This is a genomic window from Streptomyces sp. WI03-4A (genome assembly GCF_033792105.1).
Lineage (GTDB): Bacteria > Actinomycetota > Actinomycetes > Streptomycetales > Streptomycetaceae > Streptomyces > Streptomyces collinus_A.
Window position 1 is genome coordinate 93,097 of sequence record NZ_JARAUO010000014.1, and the last position, 24,802, is coordinate 117,898.

General features: G+C 76.2%; 14 protein-coding genes. All 14 read left to right on the top strand.

Going from position 1 to position 24,802, the window contains the following annotated elements:
* The first annotated feature begins 131 nt into the window (after positions 1-131).
* The 14 genes from PV343_RS17070 (at position 132) to PV343_RS17135 (ending at position 24,566) form a co-directional block, all read left to right on the top strand.
* The gene (locus tag PV343_RS17070) at positions 132-5,168 is read left to right on the top strand and encodes a non-ribosomal peptide synthetase (RefSeq protein ID WP_319147772.1); all 5,037 of its coding nucleotides are present in this window, start codon (positions 132-134) and stop codon (positions 5,166-5,168) included.
* Positions 5,165-11,638 carry a non-ribosomal peptide synthetase gene (locus PV343_RS17075; RefSeq protein WP_319147773.1) on the top strand — a complete coding sequence of 2,158 codons (6,474 nt, stop codon included), beginning with the start codon at positions 5,165-5,167 and terminating at the stop codon, positions 11,636-11,638. The genes PV343_RS17070 and PV343_RS17075 overlap by 4 nt, the downstream gene beginning before the upstream one ends.
* Before the next feature lie 5 nt (positions 11,639-11,643).
* The gene (locus tag PV343_RS17080; protein WP_319147774.1) at positions 11,644-12,612 is read left to right on the top strand and encodes an ornithine carbamoyltransferase; all 969 of its coding nucleotides are present in this window, start codon (positions 11,644-11,646) and stop codon (positions 12,610-12,612) included.
* Entirely contained in the window at positions 12,609-13,958 is a 1,350-nt protein-coding gene (locus tag PV343_RS17085; RefSeq protein ID WP_319147775.1) for an MFS transporter, read from the top strand. The genes PV343_RS17080 and PV343_RS17085 overlap by 4 nt, the downstream gene beginning before the upstream one ends.
* A gap of 156 nt (positions 13,959-14,114) precedes the next feature.
* Positions 14,115-14,906, top strand: coding sequence for a Tat pathway signal sequence domain protein (locus PV343_RS17090; protein ID WP_319147776.1), 792 nt, complete (start codon positions 14,115-14,117; stop codon positions 14,904-14,906).
* A gap of 43 nt (positions 14,907-14,949) precedes the next feature.
* A complete protein-coding gene (locus PV343_RS17095; protein WP_319147777.1) occupies positions 14,950-16,149 on the top strand; it encodes an inositol-3-phosphate synthase in 1,200 nt (399 codons plus the stop codon).
* The gene (locus PV343_RS17100; protein ID WP_319147778.1) at positions 16,146-17,705 is read left to right on the top strand and encodes an SCO3242 family prenyltransferase; all 1,560 of its coding nucleotides are present in this window, start codon (positions 16,146-16,148) and stop codon (positions 17,703-17,705) included. The genes PV343_RS17095 and PV343_RS17100 overlap by 4 nt, the downstream gene beginning before the upstream one ends.
* Positions 17,702-18,658, top strand: a complete 957-nt coding sequence (locus PV343_RS17105) for a sugar phosphate isomerase/epimerase family protein (RefSeq protein ID WP_319147779.1) — start codon at positions 17,702-17,704, stop codon at positions 18,656-18,658. Before PV343_RS17100 ends, PV343_RS17105 begins: the two co-directional genes overlap by 4 nt.
* A complete protein-coding gene (locus PV343_RS17110; protein WP_319147780.1) occupies positions 18,655-19,314 on the top strand; it encodes an EboA domain-containing protein in 660 nt (219 codons plus the stop codon). Before PV343_RS17105 ends, PV343_RS17110 begins: the two co-directional genes overlap by 4 nt.
* A 39-nt stretch (positions 19,315-19,353) precedes the next feature.
* The gene (locus PV343_RS17115) at positions 19,354-20,211 is read left to right on the top strand and encodes a TatD family hydrolase (protein ID WP_319147781.1); all 858 of its coding nucleotides are present in this window, start codon (positions 19,354-19,356) and stop codon (positions 20,209-20,211) included.
* 9 nt (positions 20,212-20,220) lie between these two features.
* Positions 20,221-21,378 (top strand): metabolite traffic protein EboE, encoded by a 1,158-nt coding sequence (gene eboE / locus PV343_RS17120; RefSeq protein ID WP_319147782.1) that lies wholly within the window; start codon positions 20,221-20,223, stop codon positions 21,376-21,378.
* The gene (locus PV343_RS17125; protein ID WP_319147783.1) at positions 21,375-22,763 is read left to right on the top strand and encodes an alkaline phosphatase family protein; all 1,389 of its coding nucleotides are present in this window, start codon (positions 21,375-21,377) and stop codon (positions 22,761-22,763) included. The genes eboE and PV343_RS17125 overlap by 4 nt, the downstream gene beginning before the upstream one ends.
* A gap of 31 nt (positions 22,764-22,794) precedes the next feature.
* A complete protein-coding gene (locus PV343_RS17130) occupies positions 22,795-23,613 on the top strand; it encodes a 4'-phosphopantetheinyl transferase family protein (RefSeq protein WP_319147784.1) in 819 nt (272 codons plus the stop codon).
* 158 nt (positions 23,614-23,771) lie between these two features.
* The gene (locus PV343_RS17135) at positions 23,772-24,566 is read left to right on the top strand and encodes a ferric reductase-like transmembrane domain-containing protein (protein ID WP_319147785.1); all 795 of its coding nucleotides are present in this window, start codon (positions 23,772-23,774) and stop codon (positions 24,564-24,566) included.
* Positions 24,567-24,802: the final 236 nt, after the last annotated feature.

Sequence of the window (24,802 nt, forward strand, 5' to 3'; positions counted from 1 at the left end):
CCCCCGCACCGCACCACCCCGCACCATCCCGCCCCACACCGCACAGCCCCCGCACCCCGCCCCCGATGCCACCCCGGGTGCCCGGCCCCCAACCGACCGCCGATCCGGAAGATCCCGATGGAGGAGAGATCGTGAACGAGCCTGCGAAGTCGGGACGCGTCCCCGGCCGTCTGCTGCTCCCCGCGCTGTTCACGGCCCAGGCCGGGCGCACCCCCGACGCGCCCGCCCTGCTGCGCGCCGACGGCAGCGCCGTCCGTTACGCCGAACTGGCCGAGCTGGCCGGGCGCATCGCCGCCCGGCTGCGCGCGGCCGGGGTGCGGCCCGGCGACTTCGTCGGGGTGTGCCTGCGGCGCGGGCCCGAGCTGGTCGCCGCGTTCCTCGGGGTGTGGCAGGCGGGCGGCGCGTACGTGCCGCTGGACCCGCAGCACCCGGCGGCCCGCCTCGAAGCCGTGCTGGAGGACACCGCGCACCCCGTGGTGCTCACCGAGCGGGCCACCGAGGACCGGCTGCCCGGCAGCGCCCGGCACCGCATCACCGTGGAGTCCGTGGACCGTGAAGGGCCGTACGAGGAGGTCGAGTTCGCCGCCGACGGCGACCGCCCCGCCTACGTCCTGCACACCTCGGGATCCACCGGCCGCCCCAAGGGCGTCCTGGTGCCGCACGGCGGCATCGCCAACCGGGTGCGCTGGCTGGCCCACCGCCACCGGCTGGACGCCGGCGACCGCATGCTGCTCAAGACCACGGTCGGCTTCGACGCGGCCGGACTCGAACTGTTCGCCCCGCTGATCTCGGGTGGCGCGGTCGTGCTGGCCCCCGAGGGCGCCGAGCGCGACCCGGCGGCCCTGCTGCGCACCGCGGCCGACCGGGGCGTGACGATTCTGCAGGGCGTGCCCTCGCTGTACCGGCGGCTCGTCGAGGAGCCGGGCTGGGAGCGGGCCGGGGGTCTGCGCCTGCTGTTCAGCGCGGGCGAGCCGCTGCACGCCGACCTGTGCCGGGCGCTCGCCGAGCGCGCCCCCGGCGCCGAGATCTGGAACACCTACGGGCCCACCGAGGCGTCCGTCGACATCACCGAGCACCGCTGGGACCCCGCCCAGGACACCGGCGCGGTGCCGATCGGCCGCCCCATCGGCAACATGCGGGTGGTCGTGCTGGACACGGCGGGCCGCCCCGCCCCGGTCGGCGTCCCCGGCGAACTGCACGCCGGCGGCGTCGGGCTCGCCCTCGGCTACCTGGGCCGCCCCGGCCAGAGCGCCGAGCGCTTCGTGCCCGACCCGCACCGCCCCGGCGAACGCCTCTACCGCACCGGCGACCGGGTGCGCTGGCGGGCCGACGGCACCCTGGAGTACCTCGGCCGCCTCGACCACCAGGTCAAGGTCAACGGCGTGCGCATCGAGCCCGGCGAGGTCGAGGCCGCGCTCGCCGCCCACCCCTGGGTGCGGGCCGCCGTCGCCGCCGCCGTACCGGACGGCAGCGGCGGGTACCGACTTGTCGCCTGGGTGCAGTCCCGCGGCGAGGCGCTGCGCCCGCAGGAGCTGCGCGCCTTCCTGCGCGGCGCGCTGCCCGACCCGCTGGTGCCGACCGCCTACGTCCCGGTCACCGAGTTCCCGCTGACCCCCAACGGCAAGATCGACCGGTCCGCGCTGCCCGACCCCGCCGACGCCGGCGCCGACAGCGCGCACGTACCCGTGCGCACCCCCGCCGAGCGCGCGGTGGCCGAGGAGTGGGCCCGGCTGACCGGCACCCCGGCCGACGAGATCGGCGCCCTGCACGACTTCTTCCAGCTCGGCGGCTCCTCGCTGATGCTCAACAAGCTCGCCGCCGGACTGTCCCAGGCCGCGGGGCGCACCATCGCGGCGACGGCCCTGCTCACCGCCACCACCGTGGAGCAGCAGGCCGAGCTGCTCACCGCACGCGGCGCGGACACCGCACCGCCCGCCGACGAGCCCGTGGGCCCGGTGCCGCGCGACCCGCGCGGGCTGCCCCTGTCCCCGGGCCAGCAGGGCATGTGGCTGCTGGACCGGCTGCGCCCGGGCAGCGCCGAGTGGAACGCGCCGGTCTTCCTCACGCTGCCCGCCGTCTACACCGACGCCACCCTGCGCGGCGCCCTGACCGCGCTCGCCGAACGCCACGAGATCCTGCGCACCCGCTACGCCCTGCGAGGCGCCGAGCCGGTGCAGATCGCCGACCTGCCCGCCGAGTGGGAGCTGCGCACCGCGCGCGCCGACACCGCCGCGGAACTGAACGCCCTGGTCGCCGAGGAGTTCGCGCTCCCCTTCGACCTGGCGTACGGGCCGGTGCGCCGGGCCCTCGCGGTCCGCGGGCGCGGCACCCTCACCGTCGTCCTGAGCATCCACCACATCGCCTGCGACGGCTGGACCTCCGTGGTCCTCGAACGCGACCTCAAAGCACTCGCCGAGGCGGTCCACACCGGCACCGACGCCCGGCTGCCCGAGCTGCCCGTGCAGTACGCCGACCACGCCGCGCACCGGCGCCGCCGCCTCACCGACGCGTACGTGGCGACCGAACTGGACTACTGGAAGCGGAAGCTGGACGGCCTGGTGCCGGTCGAGCTGCCCGCCGACCGGCCCCGCCCCGCCACCCGGGACGCGGCCGGTGCCGCCCACGTGTTCACCGTGCCCGCCCCGCTCGCCGAGCGGGCCGCCGCCCTGGGCCGCAGCTGCGGGGCCACCCTCCAGCAGACGCTGCTCACCGCCTTCGCCGCGCTGGTCGCCCGGTTCACCGGAAGCTGGGACATCCCGGTCGGGGTGCCCGTCGCCGGCCGCTCGGGGGCCGAGGTCGCCGACGTGGCGGGCTACTTCCTCAACACGCTGGTGCTGCGCTGCGACGCGGGCCCCGGCACGCCGTTCCGGGACGCGCTGGTCCGGGTCCGGGACACCGCCCGCGAGGCGTTCGCCCACCAGGAACTGCCCTTCGACCGGCTCGTGGAGGAGCTGGACGACACCCGCGACCCGGCCCGCACCCCGCTGTACCAGGTGATGTTCGACGTGCACGAGGAGGGCCGCACCGGCACCGCGGTCGGCGCCGCCGACGCGGACGCCTTCCGCGACGCCTGGCGCACCGCACGCACCGACCTCACCCTGGTGCTCCAGCGCCAGGGCGACGGCTCCCTGCTCGGCCTCGCCGAGTACGCCACCTCGCTGTTCGACGCGGCCACCGTCGAGCGCCTGACCGCCTGCTGGGTCCGGCTGCTGGACTCGGTCACCGACGACCCGGCCCGGCGCCTGGAGGAGGCCGACATCCTGCCCCCGGCGCTGCGCGCCGAGCTCCTGGCGAGCGGTCTGGGCAGGCCGGAACCCGGCACCGGCACGGGCGCCGGCACCCCCGACGACACCACCGTGCACGCCGCGATCACGGCCGCCGCCCGCCGGGCACCCGACGACACCGCGCTGGTCTGCGGTGACGAGAACTGGAGCTACGCCCGACTGGAGCGCCGCGCCGGGCAGTTCGCCGCCCGGCTGCGCGGCCTCGGCGCCGGGCCCGGAGCGGTCGTCGCCGTCCAGCTCGGCCGTGGCCCCGATCTGCTCGCCGCGTTCCTGGGCGTGTGGCGGGCGGGCGCCGCCTATGTGCCGCTGGACCCGGCCGCGCCCGTCGAGCGCAGCACCCATGTGCTGGCCGACTCCGGGGCGCTGGCCCTGGTCACCGACGACGCGGGCGTGGAACGCCTCGCCGGCCGGTTCTCCGGCGCCGTGCTGACCACCGGCTTCGCCGAGGACCCGGCCGGGTCCGCGTCCGTGCCGGCGGCGCACGACGACCCCGACCGCCTCGCCTACGTGATGTACACCTCGGGCTCCACCGGCCGCCCCAAGGGCGTCGCCGTCGCCCACCGCTCGCTGCTCGCCATGCTGCGCGCCTCCCAGGCCCACCTGGACTTCGGGCAGGGGCCGGACGACGCCTGGCTGGCGCTCGCCCAGGTCACCTTCGACATCTCCGCCACCGAGCTGTTCATGCCGCTGGTGGCGGGCGGCCGGGTCGTGCTGGCCCGGGAGGCCGAGCAGCGGGACCACGCGGCGCAGCTGCGGCTCATGGACCTGCACGAGGTCAGCCACCTCCAGGTGGCCCCGCCGCACTGGCAGATGCTGATCGACGCGGGCCTCGGCCACCGCCCGGTGGTGGGCCAGACCGGCGGCGAGCCCTGCCCGCCCGTGCTCGCCCGCGACCTGTCCCGCCGTCTGATGCGGTTCATCAACGAGTACGGGCTCACCGAGACCACCATCGCCGCGACCCGCTGGGACGCCGACGACACGGCCGCCGCGGTGCCGGTCGGCCACCCCTATCCGCACGTCACCGCACGCGTCCTCGACGAGCGGCTGCGGCCCGTGCCGTACGGCGTCACCGGCGAGCTGTGCGTGGGCGGCACCGGGCTCGCCGTCGGCTACCACGGCAGGCCCGGCCAGACCGCCGCCGCGTTCGTGCCCGACCCGTACGGCGGTCCGGGCGCCCGGCTCTACCGCACCGGCGACCGGGCCCGGATGCGGCCCGACGGCACCCTGGAGTTCGCCGGCCGCGCCGACGGCCAGGTCAAGATCCGCGGCCGCCGGGTGGAGACCGGCGAGGTGCAGGCGGTGCTCACCGAGCACCCCGCGGTCGGCCAGGCCTTCGTCACCGTCCACACCGGCGGCTCCGAGGCCGCGCTGGTCGGCTACTTCACCCCCGCCGAGGGCACCGCCGGCCCCGCCGAGAGCGAGCTGCTCGACCACTGCACCGTGCGGCTGCCCGACTACATGCTGCCCGCGCTGCTGGTCCGCCTGGAACACCTGCCGCTCACCCGCCACAACAAGGTCGACACCGCCGCGCTGCCCGTGCCGGACCTGGCCGCCGCCCTCGCCGACGAGCCCTACACCGCGCCCGAGGGCCCGGTGGAGGAGGCGCTCGCCGAGATCTGGGCCGAGGAGCTGTACGGCCCCGGCGCCACCCGCCGGGTCGGCGCCCGCCAGGGCTTCTTCCGGATCGGCGGCAACTCCGTGAAGGCGGCCCGGGTGATCGCCCGGATCCAGGAGGAGTTCGACGTGGAGCTGCCGCTGCGGGCCGTGTTCGAGCGGCCCACCGTGCAGGGCCTCGCCACCGCCGTCGAGGACGCCGTACGTGCCGAGATCGAATCGCTCACCGAGGCCGAACTGGCCCACGCCCACCGGGAGTACCAGCCGTGACCGCACCCACCGCGCCCACCAAGGACGAGCTGCGGGCGGAACTGCTGCGCCGCCGGCTCGCCGCCCGCAAGGGCGCCACCCGGCCGCAGCCGGCCGCGATCCCGCCCGCCGACCGCACCCGGCCGCTCGTCCTGTCGTCCGGCCAGCGCCAGCTGTGGTTCCTGCACCAGCTCGACCCGGACAGCCCCGAGTACCTGCTGCCCATGGCGTACCGGCTGCGCGGCACCGTCGACCCGGACGCCCTGCGCCGGGCCGTCGACGCCCTCGCCGCCCGCCACGAGATCCTGCGCACCCGCTACGTCCTCGACGGCACCGAACCCCGCCAGGTCGTCGACCCGGCCGGGCCCGCGGACTTCGCCGTCGTGGACGCCCGGGACCACGCGCCCGCCGACCGGGACGCCGAGGCCGTCGCCCGCACCGAGGCGGAGGCCGGCCGCCCCATCGACCTCGCCACGGAACACCCGCTGCGCGTACGGCTGTTCCGGCTCGCCCCGGACGACCACGTGCTGGTCGCGGTGGTCCACCACATCGCCTGCGACGCGATGACCCGGCCGCTGCTCCTGGAGGACCTGTCCGCCTACTACACGGCCGCCACCCAGGGCCGCGACCCCGACGGACTGCTGCCCGAACTCCCCGTCCAGTACGCCGACTACGCGGCCTGGGCCACCGCACGGCACGAGGCGCCCGCCGGGCGCGCGGGCCTCACGTGGTGGCGGGAGCGGCTGGCCGGGACCGGTCCGCTGGGGCTGCCCACCGACCGGCCGCGGCCCGCCGTCCGCGACTGGGGCGGCGCCGTCGCCGACTTCGACGTGCCCGCGGACGTCGCCGGGCGGATCCGCGCCCTGGCGCAGGAGACCGGCGCAACCCCGTTCATGGCGCTGCTCGGCGCCTGGCAGCTGCTCCTGGGCCGGTACACCGGGAAGACCGACGTGTGCGTCGGCACCGCCTCCAGCGGCCGTACCCGGCCCGAGCTGCGCCGCATGGCCGGCTACGCCTACAACACGCTCGCCATGCGGGCGAGCTGGCGGCCCGGGACACCGTTCCGGGACTTCCTCGCCGACAGCCGGGGCGCCGTCCTGGACGCCTTCGACCACCAGGACACCCCGTTCGACCGGATCGCCGACGAACTGGAGCCCCAGCGCGACCTGTCCACCACGCCCGTCTTCCAGGTGATGTTCGACCTGGTCGCCGGCGAGGGCACCGACGGCCCCGCCCTGCCCGGCGTCACCGCCGCGCCGGTGCCCGCCGCCGGCCGCATCGCCCGCTTCGATCTCACCCTGCACCTCACCGAGCGCGCCGACGGCTCCCTGCACGGCAGCCTGGAGTACGCCACCGCCCTCTTCGACGGTGCCACCGCCGAGCGCGTCACCGCCCACTACACCGCACTGCTCGCCGCCGTCGCCGCCGCCCCGGACACCCCGGTCGCCGACCTGGACCTGCTGTCCGCCGCCGAGCGCGCCCTGCTGCTGGACGGCCCGGCCGAGCCCGTCGGCACCGACCGGCCCCTGGACCTCGCCGCCCTGCGCCCGGTACCCGACACCATCGCCGCGCAGATCGCCGCCACCCCGGACGCCGTGGCCCTGCGGCACGATGACACCACCGTCAGCTACGCCGAACTCGACGCCCTCGCCGACCGGTTCGCCCGCCGCCTGGCCCAGCTCGGCGCCGGGCCCGAGACCACCGTCGGCGTCCTGCTCGACCGCGGCCCCGACCTGGTCGCCGTGCTCCTCGGCGTCTGGCGCGCCGGAGCGGCCTACGTGCCGATCGACCCGGCCTACCCGGACCACCGCATCGCCTACATGCTCGACCAGACGGCCACCACGCTGGTGGTCACCGAGTCCCGGCACGCCGACCGCTTCCAGGGGGTACGCCGGATCGTCGTCGACGACGCCGCCGAACGGGCGGCGATCGGGACCGCCGACGCCCCGCTGCCGCGCGCCCACGACCTCGACCAGCTCGCCTACGTCATCTACACCTCCGGCTCCACCGGCCGGCCGAAGGGCGTGCAGATCACCCACCGCGGCCTCGCCAACTACCTGGGCTGGACCGTGCGGGCCTACGCGAGCGCAGGCACCGGGGGAGCGCCGCTGTTCTCGTCGGTCGCCTTCGACCTGGGCGTCCCCGACCTCTACGCGCCCCTGATGACCGGGCAGGCCGTGCACCTGCTGCCGCAGGACCTCGACACCGCCGACCTCGGCGCACTGCTCGCCGCGGGCGGCCCGTACGCCTTCATCAAGCTCACCCCGGGGCATCTGCACCTGCTCACACAGCAATTGAGCGACCAGCGGATCGCGGGGCTGGCCGGACTGGTCATCGCCGCCGGCGACTCCTTCACCGCCCGGCTCGCCGAGCGCTGGGCCGCCGCGGCCGGACCGGACGGCACCCGGCTCGCCGCCGAGTACGGGCCCACCGAGATCACCGTAGGCAACTCCGCGTACTTCCTCGACGGGCCCGTGGCCACCGAGCTCGTCTCCATCGGGCGCGCCATCCCGCACACCACCATGTACGTCCTCGACGAGCGGCTGCGCCCGCTCCCCGTCGGCGTGCCCGGCGAGGTGTGGGTCGGCGGCGTCGGCCTCGCCCGCGGCTACGCGGGCCGTCCCGGCCTCACCGCCGAGCGCTTCCTGCCCGACCCCTACGGCCCGCCCGGCGCCCGCCTCTACCGCACCGGCGACGTGGCCCGCGTCCTGCCCGACGGCAACCTCGACTTCCTGGCCCGCGTCGACCACCAGGTCAAACTGCGCGGCTACCGCATCGAGCCCGGCGAGATCGAGACCGCCCTCGCCGCGCACCCCGCCGTCGCCGAGGCCGTCGCCCTGGTCCGCGAGGACACCCCGGGCGACCAGCAGCTCGTCGCCTACCTGGTGCCCGCCGAGGGCGCCGACGAGGAGGCGCTCACCCCGGCCGCGCTGCGCGACCGGCTCGGCGAGACCCTGCCGCCGTACATGGTCCCCACCGCCTACCTGCACCTGGAGGCGCTGCCGCTGACCGGCAACGGCAAGCTCGACCGGCGCGCACTGCCCGCCCCGGGACGCGCCGCGACCGCCGTCGGCGAGCACGTCGAGGCCCGCGACGACGACGAGCGGGCCATGGCCACCGTGTGGGCCGAGGTGCTCGGCCTCGACACGGTCGGCGTGCACGACAACTTCTTCGACCTGGGCGGCGACTCGCTGCGCGCGGTCGCCCTGGTCGGCGCGCTCCGCGCGGCCGGCTGGGAGACCACCGTGCGGGACGTCTTCGAGCACCGCACCGTGGCCCGGCTGCGCGCCGCCGTGCCCCGCGACGGCGCCCCCGGCACCGGCGCCTTCGTGCCCGTCGAGCCGTTCGCGCTGATCGGCGCCGCCGACCGGGCCGCGCTGCCCGGCGACGTCACCGACGCCTACCCGCTCTCCCGCATCCAGGCCGGCATGCTCGTCGAGATGCACGGCGGCAGCGGCGAGAACCGCTACCACAACATCACCTCCTTCCGGATCCGCGACGACCTGCCCTTCGACCCGGACGCCTTCCGCCGCGCCACCGACCTGATCACCGAGCGGCACGAGGTCATGCGCACCTCCTTCGCGCTGGCCGGCTACTCCGAGCCGCTCCAGCTCGTGCACGCCGCCGCGACCATGCCCGTCGTCCACGAGGACCTGCGGCACCTGCCCGCCGAGCGCCGGCAGAGCGCCCTGTGGGAGTTCGCCGACCGCGACCGGGCCGAGCTGTTCGACCTCGCCCGCGGACCGCTGATGCGGATGGCGGTGCACGTGCTGGACGACGAGAGCTGGTGGCTGTCCATCACCGAGTGCCACCCCGTCATCGAGGGCTGGAGCTACCACTCCCAGCTGATGGAACTCCTGCGCGCCTACCACGAGCTGAGCCGCGGCCGCGAGCCCGCGCCCGCCCCGCCCCGGCCCGCCGTACGCTACGCCGACTTCATCGCCGCCGAGCTGCGCTCCCTGGCCGACCCGGCCGACCGGGAGTACTGGCGCGGGGTCGTCGAGGGCCACGAGAAGTTCACCGTGCCCGCGGGCTGGGCCGGCGACCCCGACGGGCCCGACGAGCGCTACCGCCTCGACCTCCCGCTCGACGAACTGGAGCCGGGCCTGCGGGCGCTGGCGACGGCCGCCGAGGTGCCGTACAAGAGCGTGCTGCACGCCGCGCACAGCAAGGTGCTGTCGCTGCTCACCCCGGCGCACGCCTTCCGCGGCGGCATGGTCGCCGACGCCCGGCCCGAGCAGGCCGGCGCCGAGACGGTCTCCGGCATGTACCTCAATTCGGTCCCGTTCCCCTACGAGCGGGGCGCCCGCACCTGGGGCGAGCTGGCCCGGCAGGTGTTCGGGCACGAGGTCGAGCTGTGGCCGCACCGCCGCTTCCCGATGCCCGCGATGCGGGTGCCCGGCGGCGAACGGCACCTGATCGACATCCTCTTCCACTACCTGGACTTCCACCAGGTCGACACCGAGCTGATCGACATCATGGCCAGCCGGGACGACAGCCCCAACGAGTTCCCGGTGGTCGTCGGCACCCCCGTGCGCGGCCACCTGTCGCTGGCCTCCCGCACCGGCACCCTCTCCCGCGCCGCCGCCGACCGGCTGCTGCGGCTCTACGCGGCCGTGCTCACCGAGATGGCCCGCGCGGGCGCCGAAGGCGACTGCACCGGCGCCTTCCCGGACGCCCACGAACGCGCCCGGCTCAAGGCCCCCGCGCTGCCGCACCCCGACACCCCGGCGGACACCCTCGCCGCCTTCGAGGCACAGGCCGCCCGCACCCCGTGGGCGACCGCCCTGAACGGCACCGGCTTCACCGTGACGTACGGCGACCTCGACGCACGCGCCAACCGCGTCGCCCGCCGGCTGCGCGCCCTCGGCGCCCGCGCCGAGACCCGGGTCGCGGTCCTCCTCGACCGCGGTCCCGACCTGGTCGCCGCCCTGCTCGGGGTGTGGAAGGCGGGCGCCGTCCAGGTGCCGGTCGACCCGTGCACCCCCGACGCGCGGATCGCCACGGCGCGGATCGAACTCGCCGTCACGCAGGCGTCGTACGCGGACCGGCTGACCGCCGCCGCCCTGGTGCTCGCCGAGGAGGCGGCCCACGAAGGCGACGGCTCGCCGCTCGGCCTGCGGCACGACCCGGACCGGCTCGCCTACGTCCTGCACACCTCCGGCTCGACCGGCACGCCCAAGGGCGTCGAGGTCTCCCACCGGGCGCTCGCCCACTACCTCGACTGGGCCGTGCGCGAGTACGCGGCCGCGGGCGGCGGCGGAGCACCCTGGTTCACCCCGGTCGGCTTCGACCTCGGGATGCCGGCGCTGTACGCGCCGCTGATGACCGGGCAGCCGGTGCACGTGCTGCCGCAGCTCTACGAGACCGGCGACTTCGGCCCGCTGCTGCTGAGCCGGGCACCGTACGCCTTCGTCGGCCTCACCCCCGGCCACCTCGCCCTGCTGGAGCACCAGTTGAGCGACCGCGAACTGGCCGGCCTGGCCGGTCTCGCGGTGTGCGCGGGCGACGCCTACCCGACCGCCCAGGCCGAGCGGGTGGCCGCGCGGATCGCCGCGGCCGGCGGCGGTCTGGAACTGGCCGCCGAGTACGGGCCCACCGAGGCCACCGTCGCCGCCACCTTCACCCGGGTGCGGCCCAGGACCGGGCGCACGCTGGTCCCGCTCGGCTCCGCGCTGCCCGGCGTCCTGGTCCGCGTCCTCGACGCCGGACTGCGGCCCGTGCCCGACGGCGTCACCGGCGAGGTCTGGCTCGGCGGCGAGGGACTCGCCCGCGGCTACACCGGCCGCCCCGGCCTCACCGCCCTCGCCTTCGTCCCCGACCCCTACGGCCTGCCCGGCACCCGCCTGTACCGCACCGGCGACCTGGCGCGCCGGCTCGCCGACGGCACCCTGGAGTTCGCCGGACGCGCCGACCAGCAGGTCAAGATCCGCGGCCACCGCGTCGAGCCCGGCGAGGCGGAGGCGGCGCTCACCGCCGACCCCGCCGTACGGGACGCGCTGGTCAGCGCGGTCCCCGCGGCCGACGGCGGCCGGCGCCTCGCCGCCTGGGTGGTCCCGGCGGACGGGCAGCCGGTGGAGGTCGCCGCGCTCCGCGACCGGCTGCGCGCGGTGCTGCCCGCCGCCCTCGTCCCGGCCACCGTCACCGTCGTCGCCGCACTGCCCCTCACCACCCATGGCAAGCGCGACCGCGACGCCCTCGCGGAGCGCGCGGCGACCGCGGCCGCCGCCCACCCCTACGCCCCGCCGCGCACCCCGACCGAACACCGGCTCGCCGCCGTGTGGGCCGAGGTGCTCGGCCTCGAACAGGTCGGCGTCCACGACGACTTCCGCGACCTGGGCGGCGACTCGCTGCTCGTGCCGCCCCTGCTGGTGGCCGCGCGGCGGGCCGGACTCGCGCTGGACCTGCACCTGGCACTGCGCCACCACACCATCGCCCGGGCGGCCGCCGCGCTGGACGAGCGCGCCGACGACCCGCACACGGAAGGCTGACCACCATGGACGTCCGCACGGACGGGCGCCGCGTGCGCCACCTCGTCTCCATCGACGACCTCACCGATCACGAACTGCACGACGTCGTGCGGCGCGGCGCCGAGTTCTCCGCCGGGATCGCCGGCCCGGCCCGGCCCCTGGACGGCCTGGTCGCCGGCGTCTACTTCGCCAAGACCTCCACCCGCACCCGCACCGCGTTCTCCTCGGGCGCGCTGCGGCTCGGCGCCTCCCTCATCGCCTACGGCCCCGGCGACCTCCAGCTCAACACCGGGGAGACCACCGAGGACACCGGCCGGGTGCTCTCCGGCATGCTCGACGTCCTCGTCGCCCGCACCGCGGGACCGGAGGCCGAGCTGCGCGGCTGGGCGAGCCAGCACCGCATGGCGGTGGTCAACGCCATGAGCGCCGAGGAGCACCCCACCCAGGCGCTCACCGACCTGACCACGCTGCTGCGGCACTTCGGCCGCGTCGAGGGTCTGCGCGTGCTGTACGTCGGCGAGGGCAACAACACCGCCGCCGCGCTCGCCCTCGCCCTCACCCGGTACCCGGCGGCCGACCTGGAACTGCGCACCCCGCCCGGCTACGGGCTCGCCCCCGGCGTCCTGGAGCGGGCCCGCGCCAACGCCGCCCGCACCGGCGCGCGGATCACCGAACGGCACGACATGACGGCACTCGACGGGGCGTACGACGTCGTCTACACCACCCGCTGGCAGACCACCGGCACCAGCAAGCCCGACGCCGACTGGCGGGAGATCTTCGCCCCGTTCCAGGTCACCCGGGACCTGTGGCGCACCAGCCCGCGCGCCGTCTTCATGCACGACCTGCCCGCGCACCGCGGCGAGGAGGTCACCGCCGAGATCCTGGACGGCCCGATGAGCATCGCCTTCGCCCAGGCCACCAACAAGATGCACAGCGCCATGGCCGTCCTGGAGCACGTCCACGCCCCGGCACCGGTGCCGCTGGCCGTCCGATGAGCGGCACGGCACGGCGGACCGCCGCCGACCCGGCGGAGGTGCCGTGGCTCATGGCCGACGACGAGCGGGCGACGGAAGGGCGGGACACCGTGACAGTGGTCGAGGACAGGCCGGCCGCACCCGAGGTCCCGCCGCTGCGCCGCAACCGGGACTTCCGGCTGCTGTGGGGCGGCGCGGGGCTCTCCCTGCTGGCCGGCCGGGCCACGGCCGTGGCCTACCCGCTGACCGTGCTGTGGGCCACCGGCTCACCGGGCGACGCCGGTCTCGTCGGCACCGCCCTGCTGCTGCCCCAGCTCGTGATGCAGCTCCCGGGCGGCGCCCTCGTGGACCGGTGGGACCGGCGGCGGGTCATGGTGGCCGCCGGGCTCGGTCAGACGCTGGTCGCCGGACTGGTGGTGGCGCTGCTGGTCAGCGGGCACACCTGGCTGTGGGCGCTGCTCGTCGCCGCGTTCGCCGAGGGCGCGCTCGGGGTGCTGCACCAGCTCGCCGAGCGGGCCGCCGTACCCAGCGTGGTCCCCGCCGAGCAGCTTCCGGCCGCGCTCACCGGCAACGAGGCCCGCACCCGCGGCGCCGCCATCGCCGGGCAGCCGCTGGGCAGCGGGCTGGTGGGACTGGCCGCGGCCCTGCCGTACGCGGCCGCCGCCGCCGCTCAACTGGCCTCTGTAATCTGCCTCTTCGGCATCAAGGGCAAGCTTCAGCAGCAGCGTGCCGCGCCGCCCGCCCGGCTCGGCACCGAGATCCGCGAGGGCCTGGTCTGGATGTGGCGACAGCCCTTCCTGCGGGCCGTGATGACGGCGGTCGCCGTCACCAACGTGCTGTTCCAGGGCCTCAACCTGGCCGTCATGTCCGGCATCCAGGACAACCACGGCACCCAGTTCGAGGTCGGCCTGGTGCTCTCGCTGAGCGGCGCCGGGGGACTGGTCGGCGCCCTCACCGGCGGCTGGTGGCAGCGCCGGCTGCGGTTGCGCCCCCTTGTCCTCGGCGGGCTGCTCGCCTGGACGGCGCTGATGGCCCCGGTCGCCGCCGCCCTGCACACCCCCGTCCTGCTCGGCGCGCTCTTCGCGGCCAGCGGCTACGTCGGCGGTGTCTTCAACGTGGCGGGCGGTGTCCTGCTGGTGCGGGCCGCCCCCGACCGGATGCGCGGCCGCGCCAACTCCCTCGCCAACCTGGTCGGTTCGGGCGCCATGGCGGCGGGGCCGGTCGCCGCCGGCTTCCTGCTGGAGGCCACCGGGGCGGTCCGCTCGGTGCTGGCGCTCAGCGCCGTCATGGCCCTCACGGCCCTGTGCGCCCTGCTCTCGCCCGGCCTGCGCAAGGCCCCCTACCCCGACTCCGAAAGCCCGGCCTGACCTGCCGCTTCCCGGTATAGGCCGCCCATAGGGCGGCACCGGAGAGTCGTAACCAGGAAAGGCTGCGCCCCTCCCGGAACGCACCGTTCCCCCGCACTTCGTTTGTCCGTGATCCCCCCGATCCCCCCGATCCACAGCAGATCGTAAGGAGAACCCATGTCGCTCAACACGATGGACCGGAGGGGCGCGCTGCGGGCCGCCCTCGGTGTGGCCGGCGCGGCCGCCGCGGCGACCCTGATCGGCGCGGCCCCGGCGGAGGCCCGGCCGGGCCGCTGCCACCCCTCCCTGCCGGACGTGCCGGGCATGGTCGGCGACCGCTGGGCCAACGAGTTCTGGTACCAGTACGACGAGATGTCCTACTACACCCCCTCGCAGGAGATGAAGGACGCCGTCGCCGCCATCACCACCCCGTTCGGCGGCTTCACCAAGACCTATGACGCCTGGGCCGCCACCCGCCAGGGCGGCCGCTACCCGCGCAGCTTCCTCGAACTGATCCAGCCCAACAAGGACGCCTTCGAGGTCCTCTCGCGCAACCAGCGCGCCGTCTACGACAAGTACTACGGCCGCGACCCGCACGGACTCGTCTTCGCCTTCCAGGAGTTCGGCCAGGGCGTCCTGTTCGACCCGCGCCGCCCGGCCGGCCAGAAGGTCCACATGATGAACTACACGCCGCCGGAGCCCACGCACGCCTACCACCGCTGGCACCCCTTCCTCGCCGGCTTCGTGCTGCTCGGCATCGAGCCCCGCTGGTGGACCCACGTCAACCGGCTCGCGGGCGTCGCCTGGGAGCTGCAGTCGCTGGCCCAGCCGATCACCGACCTCGACCACAACCCGCACCTGCCCCGGCACACCGTCCGGCACATCACCGCCAAGTGGCTGCGCCGTGACCGTGCCGAGCTGGACGCGGCGTTCGACGCCTCCCCCTTCCCGGCCGACCTCGGCAAGTAGCCCCCGACCCCGTACGGCACCACCAGCTGGAGGCTGGATCACCATGCAGGACACTGACCGCACCACCGGAAACTCCCCCCGCGTCGGCGTCTGGCTGGTCGGCGCCCGTGGCTCCGTCGCGACCACCGTGGTCGCCGGGACGGCCGCGATCGCCGCTGATCTGGCCCCCGCGACCGGATGCGTCACCGAATCCCCCGTCTTCCGTGACGCATCCCTGCCGGCCCTCGCCGACCTCGTGTTCGGCGGCCACGACATCGTCGGCGTGCCGCTGCCGGCGAGGGCCGGCCACCTCGCCGACGCGGGCGTGCTGCCCGCCCGCGTGGTCGCCGCCGTACGGCCCGCCCTGGAGGCGGCCGACCGCGAGATCCGCGACGGCTCCCCGCGCCAGGGCGAACCGCAGTACACGACCGCCCGCCGGCTCGCCGCCGACATCGCGGACTTCCGCGCCCGGCACGGCCTGGAGCAGGTCGTCGTCGTCAACGTCTCCTCCACCGAGGCGCTGCCCGAGCCCGACCCCGCCTTCCTCGACCTCGCCGACCTCGACAAGGCGCTGGCGACCAGCACCACCCTGCTGCCGCCCAGCTCCCTGTACGCGTACGCCGCCTTCCACGCCGGCTGCGCCTACGTCAACTTCACCCCGTCCGCCGGTGCCGCGCTGCCCGCCCTGGAGGAACTGGCCAGGCTGCGCGGGGTGCCGCACGCCGGACGCGACGGCAAGACCGGCGAGACGCTGGTCAAGAGCGCCCTGGCGCCGATGTTCGCGCAGCGCGCGCTGCGCGTCCGCTCCTGGTCCGGCACCAACCTGCTCGGCGGCGGCGACGGGGCGACCCTCGCCGACCCGGCGGCCGCGCGCAGCAAGACCGAGTCCAAGCAGCGCGCCCTGGAGGAGACCGTCGGGCACGCCGTCGAGGGCCAGGTGCACATCGACAACGTGCCCGAGATGGGCGAGTGGAAGACCGCCTGGGACCACATCTCCTTCGAGGGCTTCCTCGGAGTGCGCATGTCCCTGCAGTTCACCTGGCAGGGCTGCGACTCGGCGCTCGCCGCGCCCCTGGTCCTGGACCTGGTCCGGTTCGCCGCCCTGGCCCGGCGCCGCGGCGAGAGCGGCGCGCTGCCCGCCCTCGGCTTCTTCTTCAAGGACCCGGTGGCCTCCACCGAGCACAACCTGACCCTCCAGCACGCCCACCTCACCGCCTGGGCCGCGACCCCCGCCCGCGCGCCCCTGCCCGAGGCGGCACGGTGAACGGCCCGCGCACGACCGTGGGGACGGCCGCGCCGGCCGCGGCCGCCCTCGGGCGGACCCCGGCCGGCGCGGTGACGGCGACCGGCCCGGCCCGGGCCACCGCCACCGGACGGCCGCGGCCGTCCACCGCTGACGGCTCCGCCGTCGCCGCCTCGCACGCCTCCGTCCCGGCCGCCTCCACCACGTCCGCCCCGGCCGCCGACGCCACCGTCCCCTCCGCTTCGGACGCCTCCGCCACCTCTGCTTCCGCATCCGTGACGGCCGACGCTTCCACCGCCTCCGCCCCGGTCTCTTCGGCCGCCGCCTCCTCGCCCCGCGAGCCGGGCCGCCGCCTGAGCTCCTTGACCCGGGCGGCCCGGGAGACGGCCTTCGCCTGCCGGGAGGCTGCGCGTGCGGCCGGCGACGCGTTCCGCGCGGCCCGCCGCGGCGTGCGGCCCACGGCCGCCCCCGCCGGGAACACCGGGGTGCCCGCCTCCGAGCGCGGCGCCGACGGTTCCGCCGGTACCGGCACGGCCGCCTTCGGGGCCGCCGCCGAGGGTCCCACCGGCACCGGCGCCCCCGCCTCCGAGCCCCGCACCGACAGGTCCGCCGGAACCGGCACCCGCCCGGACCGCCCCTACGACACCGGATACCGCCCCCGCTCCCTGGTCCTGCGCCGCCGGGCCCGGGACGTCGCCGAGCTGGTGCGGGCGCCCGCCGCGCTCACCGTGCCCGGTGACGTGCTCGCCGGCGCGCTGGCCGCGGGCCGGCCCGCCGGCGGGCGGACGCTGCTGCTCGCCGCGTCCTCCGTCAGCCTGTACTGGGCGGGCATGGCGCTCAACGACTGGGCGGACCGCTGGGAGGACGCCGAGGAACGCCCGGAACGCCCGGTGCCGTCGGGGCGGATCCCCGCCGGTGCCGCGCTCGGCATCGCCGCCGGACTCAGCGCCGCGGGCCTCGGCCTGGGCGCGCTGGCCGGTGGACGCCGGGTGCTGCTGTGCCGCACGTTGCCGCTGGCGGCCGCCGTCTGGGCGTACGACCTCGGTCTGAAACGGACCCCGCTCGGCCCCCTGGCCATGGCGGCGGCCCGCGCCCTCGACGTGCTGCACGGCACGGGTACCGGACCGGCCGCGCCCGCGCTCGGCGCGGCCGCCACCGCCGGGCTGCACACCTGGGGAGTGACACGCCTCAGCCGTCACGAGGTGACCGGAGAGGCCGGCCGCGAGCCGCTGCTCGCCCTCGCCGTCACCGCGGCGACCGCGCTCGCCGCGAGCGGCGCGGTGACCGCGGCCCGTACCGGCCGGCTCACCGTGCCCGGCGCCCTGGACCCCCGCCTCGCCGTGCCCGTCCTCGCCTCGGTCCTCTACGCGACGTCCTGCGCCCGCCCCCAGTGGGTCGCCCTGCGCCACCCGGGGGACCCGGCCCGGGTCCGGACCGCCGTCGGCGCCGGCATCCACGCGCTGCTGCCCCTCCAGGCGGCCCTCGTGGCGCGCGCCGGAGCCCCGCGGCTCGCCGTGGCGCTCGCCGCCGGGCTCCCGCAGGCGGCCCGGCTCGCCAGAAAGGTGTCCCCGACATGACCGCCGCGGGCCTCCGCTTCGGCTACGGCACCAACGGCTTCGCCGACCACCGCCTCACCGACGCCCTCTCCGTCCTCGCCGGGTTCGGCTACGACGGGGTGGCCCTGACCCTGGACCACCAGCACCTCGACCCCTACGCCCGCGGCCTCGCGCCCCGCGTCCGCCGCGTCGCCCGCGACCTGCGCCGCACCGGCCTCGCCGTGGTCGTGGAGACCGGCGCGCGCTACCTCCTCGACCCGCTGCGCAAGCACCGGCCCACCCTGGTCGACGCCGAGCCGGAAGGCCGCGCCGCACGCCTCGACCTGCTGCGCCGCGCCATCCGTATCGGCGCCGAACTCGAGGCGGAGGCCGTGCACTTCTGGAGCGGCACGCCCGGCCCCGGCACCAGCCGGGAGCAGGCGTGGCAGCGCCTGGAGGAGGGCTGCGCGCAGGCGCTGGGCGAGGCCGAACGGGCCGGCGTCGACCTGGCCTTCGAACCCGAGCCCGGGATGCTCGTCGAGGACCTCGCCGGGTACCACAGGCTGCTGCGCTCCCTCGGCGGCCACGACCGGTTCCGGCTCACCCTCGACATCGGGCACTGCCGCTGCCTGGAGCCGTGGCCGGAGACGCGCTGCGTGGAGCTGGCCGCCGACCGGCTGGCCCACGTGCAGATCGAGGACATGCGGCGCGGGGTGCACGAGCACCTGCCGTTCGGCGCGGGCGAGATCGACTTCCCGCCGGTCCTGCGGGCACTGCGCGACGCCCGCTACACCGGCCTCGTTTCGGTGGAACTGCCCCGGCACAGCCACGCCGCCGCGGCGACGGCCCGCGACAGCATCGAGTTCCTGCACCGCACCGCCACCGCGCTCCCGCCTCAAGCCCCGCCCACCGGAGGCGGCGACGCACGTCCGGCCGGTGCCCGGGTATCCGCGCACCGATCCGCAACCGTCCCGAAGGAGGTAGCCCCCGTATGACCGCGTCCACGCTCACCCATGCCCCGGCGACCGTCCACGACGCCCTGACCGCCCGCACCCTCAAGGAGTCCCTCGTCTCCGTCCTGGGGGAGCCCCAGCGCACCCGGCTGGCCCAGGACCTCGCCGCGGTCGAGACGCAGGGCCCCGCCGCCCTCGACGCCCGCTTCCCCGCGGCCGGCCGTCACTACGGCCGTGGCCCCCTGCCGGGCTGGGCCGACTGGCACGTGGAGGACGGCGTCCGCACCCTGCTGCTCACCAGGCTCCCGCTCCAGGGCGAGGAACTGGCAGCGGAGGCCGCGGCCCGCTACGGGGACGGCGACGCCGCCGAGCGCCGCGGCGTGCTGCGCGCCCTGCCGTTCCTCGCGATCGGCGCCGCGGGCGTGCCCCTCACCGACGACGCCCTGCGCACCAACGACACCCGGCTCATCGCGGCCGCCCTCGGCCCCTACGCCCGTACCCACCTGGACCAGTACCGCTGGCGCCAGGCCGTCCTGAAGTGCCTGTTCACCGGCATCCCGCTGCGCACGGTCGCCGGCCTGCGCGACCGCCGCGACGCCGAACTGGCCCGCATGGCCCTGGGGTTCGCCGCCGAGCGGCGCGCGGCCTCCCGCACCGTGCCCGCCGACCTCTGGCTGGTCGCCACCCCCGAGCACTGACCGACCCCGAACCCACTCCCGAGCGGAAAGCCCCCGGCCATGCGCATCTTCGACCCTCACATCCACATGACGTCCCGAACCACGGACGACTACAAGGCGATGCACGCCGCGGGCGTCCGTGCCCTGGTGGAGCCCGCGTTCTGGCTCGGCCAGCCGCGCACCTCCCCGGCCAGCTTCACCGACTACTTCGACTCCCTGCTGGGCTGGGAGCCCTACCGCGCCGCCCAGTTCGGCATCCACCACTACTGCACCATCGGCCTCAACCCGAAGGAGGCCAACGACCCGCGCTGCACGCCCGTCCTCGACCGGCTGCCCCGCTACCTCGCCAAGGACGGCGTGGTCGCCGTCGGCGAGATCGGCTACGACACCGTCACCGAGGCCGAGGACCACGCCTTCGCGACCCAGCTCGCCCTCGCCGTCGAGTTCGGCCTGCCCGCGCTCGTGCACACCCCGCACCGTGACAAGGCCGGCGGCACCCGCCGTTCCCTGGACGTCGTGCGCGAGTCCGGCATCGACCCCGCGCACGTGGTCCTGGACCACCTCAACGAGGTCACCGTGGACGAGGTGGCCGACAGCGGCTGCTGGATGGGCTTCTCCATCTACCCCGACACCAAGATGACCCCCGAGCGCATGGTCGCCATCCTGAAGCGGCACGGCACCGAGCGCGTGCTGGTCAACTCGGCCGCCGACTGGGGCCACAGCGACCCGCTGCTCACCCGGGCCACCGCCGAGGCCATGCTCGCCGCCGGGTTCGACGAGGACGACGTGGACCGTGTGCTGTGGCGCAACCCGGTCGCGTTCTACGGCCAGTCCGGCCGGCTCGACCTCGACGGCTACAACGACACCCAGGCGGCGGGCCTGTTCGCGGGCAACTCCATCGCCCGCGGCGGGAGCTGAGGAGCAGTCATGCGTGTGCGACACCCCGACGGCAGCACCGTCCACCTGGCGTACTGCACCAACGTGCACCCCGCCGAGACGCTCGACGGCATCATCGGCCAGCTCGCCGCCTACGCCGAACCGGTGCGGGTGGCGGCCGGCGCCGAGCGGATCGGCGTCGGCCTGTGGCTGCCCGCCGAGACCGCGGGACAGCTCGCCGCCGACCCGGCGGCCGTGGCCCGGCTGCGCCGCGAACTGACCGCGCGCGGCCTGGAGACGGTCACCCTCAACGGCTTCCCGTACCGCGGCTTCCACGCCCGGGTCGTCAAGCGTGCCGTGTACTACCCGGACTGGTCGGAACCGGCCCGCCTGGAGTACACCCTGGACCTCGCCCGGGTGCTGGCCGGGCTGCTGCCGGAGGGGGCCCGCGGCTCCATCTCCACCCTGCCGCTGGCCTGGCGCACCGTGTGGACGTCCGCCCAGCGCGCCATGGCCGCCCGCCAGCTCGACGCGCTCGCCGAGGGGCTGAAGCAGATCGCCGCCGACACCGGCCGCACCATCCGGGTCGGTGTCGAGCCGGAGCCCGGCTGCGTCGTGGAGCGCACCGACCAGGCCGTGGACGCGCTGGCCGGCACCGACTCCGAGTGGATCGGCCTGTGCCTGGACGCCTGCCACCTCGCCGTCGCCCACGAGGACCCGGTCGAGGTGCTGGGCCGGCTGCGCGAGGCGGGCATCCCGGTGGTCAAGCTCCAGGCGTCCACCGCGCTGCAGGTCGCCGACCCCGCCGACCCGGCCGTACGGGAACTGCTCGCGGACTTCGCCGAACCCCGCTTCCTGCACCAGACCCGCGAGCCGTCCCCGGGCGGCCGGCTGCTCGGCACCGACGACCTGGGGCCCGCGCTCTCCGGCGCGCTGCCCGGTGACCGGCCCTGGCGCATCCACTACCACGTGCCCCTGCACGAGGACCCGCGCCCGCCGCTGGCGAGCACCCGGCCCCTGCTCCGCGAGACCCTGCGCGCCCTGCTGGGCGGGGAGCGGGCGGTCACCGACCACATCGAGGTCGAGACCTACACCTGGTCCGTGCTGCCCGGCCACCGCGAGGACACCCTCGCCCACGGTCTGGCCGCCGAACTGATCTGGCTGCGCGACGAGTTGCTGGACCTCGGACTGCGGCAGGAGACGTCATGAGCGGCGGACGCACGAAGTCGAGCACGGCGGTGCTGTGCACGGTCGGCCTCACCCCGCGGCTGCTGGAGCACATGCCGCACGTGCGGGCGGTCGGCGAGCAGGGCTTCACCGCCCCGCTGGACACGGTGTTCCCCGCCGTCACCGCCACCGTGCAGGCCACCCTCACCACCGGGCTGCGGCCGAGCGAGCACGGGGCGGTGGCCAACGGCTGGTACCACCGCGACCACGGCGAGGTCATGATGTGGCGCCAGCACAACGCGCTGGTGCGGGGCGAGAAGGTCTGGCAGGCGGCCCGCCGCCGCGACCCCGGCCACTCCACCGCCTACCTGTGCTGGTGGTGGGCGATGGGCGCGGACGTGGACACGGTCCTCACCCCGCGGCCGGTCTACCACCACGACGGCCGCAAGGCCCCGGACTGCTACACCGTGCCCGCCGGGCTGCGCGACGAACTCTCCGCCGCACAGGGTGAGTTCCCGCTGTTCCAGTACTGGGGCCCGACGGCCTCGATCGCCTCCACCCGGTGGATCGCGGGCGCCGCGCGCTACGTCGTCGACCGCCGCCGCCCCGACCTGACCTTCGTCTACGTGCCGCACCTGGACTACGACCTCCAGCGCTACGGCCCCGACAGCCCGCAGGCGGTCCGCGCCGCCCGCGAGACGGACGCCGCGCTCGCCCCCCTGCTCGCCGACCTGCGCGAGCGGGGCACCACCGTGGTGGCGCTCAGCGAGTACGGCATCTCCCCGGTGAGCCGGCCCGTGGACGTCAACCGCGCGCTGCGCCGGGCGGGACTGCTGGAGGTGTACACCCAGCGCGGCATGGAGTACCTCGACCCGCACACCTCCCGGGCGTTCGCCGTCGCCGACCACCAGGCCGCGCACGTGTACGTCGCCGACCCCGCCGACGTCCCGCGGGTGCGGGACGTGCTGAAGGCGGTGGAGGGCGTCGACGAGATCTGGGACCGCACCGAGCAGGCGGCCTACGGCATCGACCACCCCAACGCGGGCGAACTGGTCCTGGTGTCGGAACCGGACGCCTGGTTCACCTACTACTACTGGCTCGACGACGACCGCGCTCCCGACTTCGCGCGGGGCGTCGAGATCCACCGCAAGCCGGGCTACGACCCCGCCGAGCTGTTCTTCGACCCGTCGATCCCGGCGGTGAAGGCCAAGGCGGCGTGGACCGTGCTGCGCAAGAAGGCCGGGATGCGCGCACCGCTGACCGTGGTGCCGCTCGACCCCGGCCTGGTCAGGGGCAGCCACGGACGGCTGCCCTCCGACGACCGGGACGGGCCGCTGCTGCTGTGCTCGGACCCGGCTCAGGAACGGGACCGCTACCACGCCACCGAGGTCAAGGACCTGATCCTGCGCCTCAACGGACTGGCCTGAGACCGGCCGTGACGAGGAGAGAGGAGGACGGATGGCTACGCGACCGGCCCAGGCCGACGCGCACATCGACCACGCGGCGGACGTCGGTGAGGTGTACGTACCCGACACGGCACGCGCGGTGGTGGAGCGGCTGCGGCGCAGCGGCGAGACCCACGTGTGGTGGTGGCCGCTCGGCGAGGCGACGGATCCGGCGGACTTCGTGCTGCTGGACGAACAGGAACGGGCGCGCATGCGGCGCTTCCACGCGCCACGGGACGCGGCCGCGTTCACGACCACCCGCGCGGGCGCGCGGCGCGCGGTGGCCGGGCTGCTGGGCGTGCCGGCCCACACCGTGCGTTTCGGCCGGCGCATCTGCCCCGGCTGCGGCGACGCGGACCACGGCCCGCCCGCCGTGGTCCGGCCCCCGGTCCCGCTGGCCATCAGTCTCTCCCGCACCGACGGGTGCGGGGTACTGGCGGTCCGGGCGGGCGACTGGGTGGGGGTGGACGTGGAGGCGTACCGCCCGATGGAGTCGGAGGCGCTGGCGCAGCTCGTGCTGACGCCGGACGAGGCCGAGCGGATCCTGGCGCTGCCCGACGGGCCGTCCCGCACGGCCCTCTTCCACCGGGCGTGGACCCGCAAGGAGGCGGTGGTGAAGGCGGTGGGCCTCGGTCTGCTGGGCATGCCGCTGAACACCCTGGACGTCGGTCCCGGGCAGGAGGGCCCGCTGACCGTGACCCACGTCCACGACGGCCGTACGACGACCTGGCACGTGGAGGACCTGGACCTGAACGGTCCGTGGTCGGCGTCCCTGGCCCGCCCGTCGACGGCGACCCCCCTGGGCCCGGTCCGCCCGCACGCCCCGGCCTGACGACCAGGGCTCCGCGCACCCCCTCCGGCGCGGAGCCCGCCAGACCCCCGGTGCCGATCCCCCCTCGGTCACCGGGAGACGCGGTCCCCGGCCCCCGGCCCTCCCCGGCGGGGGCCGGGGACCGCCTCACATCCGGCCCGACCAGCCTGGGAGCCCCGATGCCCCGACCCACCCACGGCACCCTCACCACCGTGCCCGTGCCCGCGCCCGCATCCGAACCCGGCACCACGACAACGACCACCGCCCCCACGGGGACGAGACCCCCGGCCGGAACCGTGCCCGCGGCGGGCGCGGCGGTCGGCGGAAGACCAGCGGTGGTGGTGCCGCCGGTCAGGAAGGGGCCGCCGCACACGCCTCCGCCGCGGGCCGTCGCGGTGGTGGCCGGAGTGGTCGTCGCCGCGGGGGTGCTCGGGGGTGGTGGCCTCGTGGGTGGGGCGCTGCGCGGGTTCCTCGACCGGATGGCCGGGGTGGTGGCGCTCGTCGCGCTGTCGCTGGCCGTGATGGCGGGTCTCGCGACCGCGCTGCGCGGGCTGCTGCCGCCCCGGGCCCGGACCGCGGCCCAGCACCTGCACCGGGCCCTGGGCGTGCTCGGCGTCGGGTTCCTGCTGCTGCACATCGGCGTCAAGGTCGCCGGCGGCCGGGTCGCCGCGGGGGCCGCGGCGCTCGGCTGGGGCAGTGGCGACGCGCTGGTCGGCCTCGGCACCCTGGCCTGCTACCTCTTCCTCCTCGCGGTCGCCACCGGCGTCTGGCGCGGCGTCTTCGCCACCCGCCGCTGGATCCGCCCCTTCCGCGTCCTCCACGGCGCCTCGTACGCCGGCTGGCTCGCCGCCGTGGTCCACGGCCTCACCGCCGGCCGCGCCCCCGCCCCCTGGGTCGTCGCCTCCTACGCCCTCTGCCTCGCGGCGACCGCGGCCACCCTCGCCCTCCGCCACCTCCGTAACCGCTCCGCGTAGTGCGACGGCGCCCGCCCTTCGGTCCGCCCAGCCCGGCGGATCCGTCCGGCGGGCGGATCCGTCCCGCGGAAACGGGGTGCCTGCCCTCCAACTCCCGGCTCGCGGGCGCCGCCAGAGTTCCGAGCGGCGTCAACCGGGCCTGACAGAAGGGCAGGTGACAGGGGCGCGGCGCAGGCGAAACGTTCACTCCGGGGCCTGCCCGACCGCGCCCCGGCCGAAAATCGTCCGCCTACTCC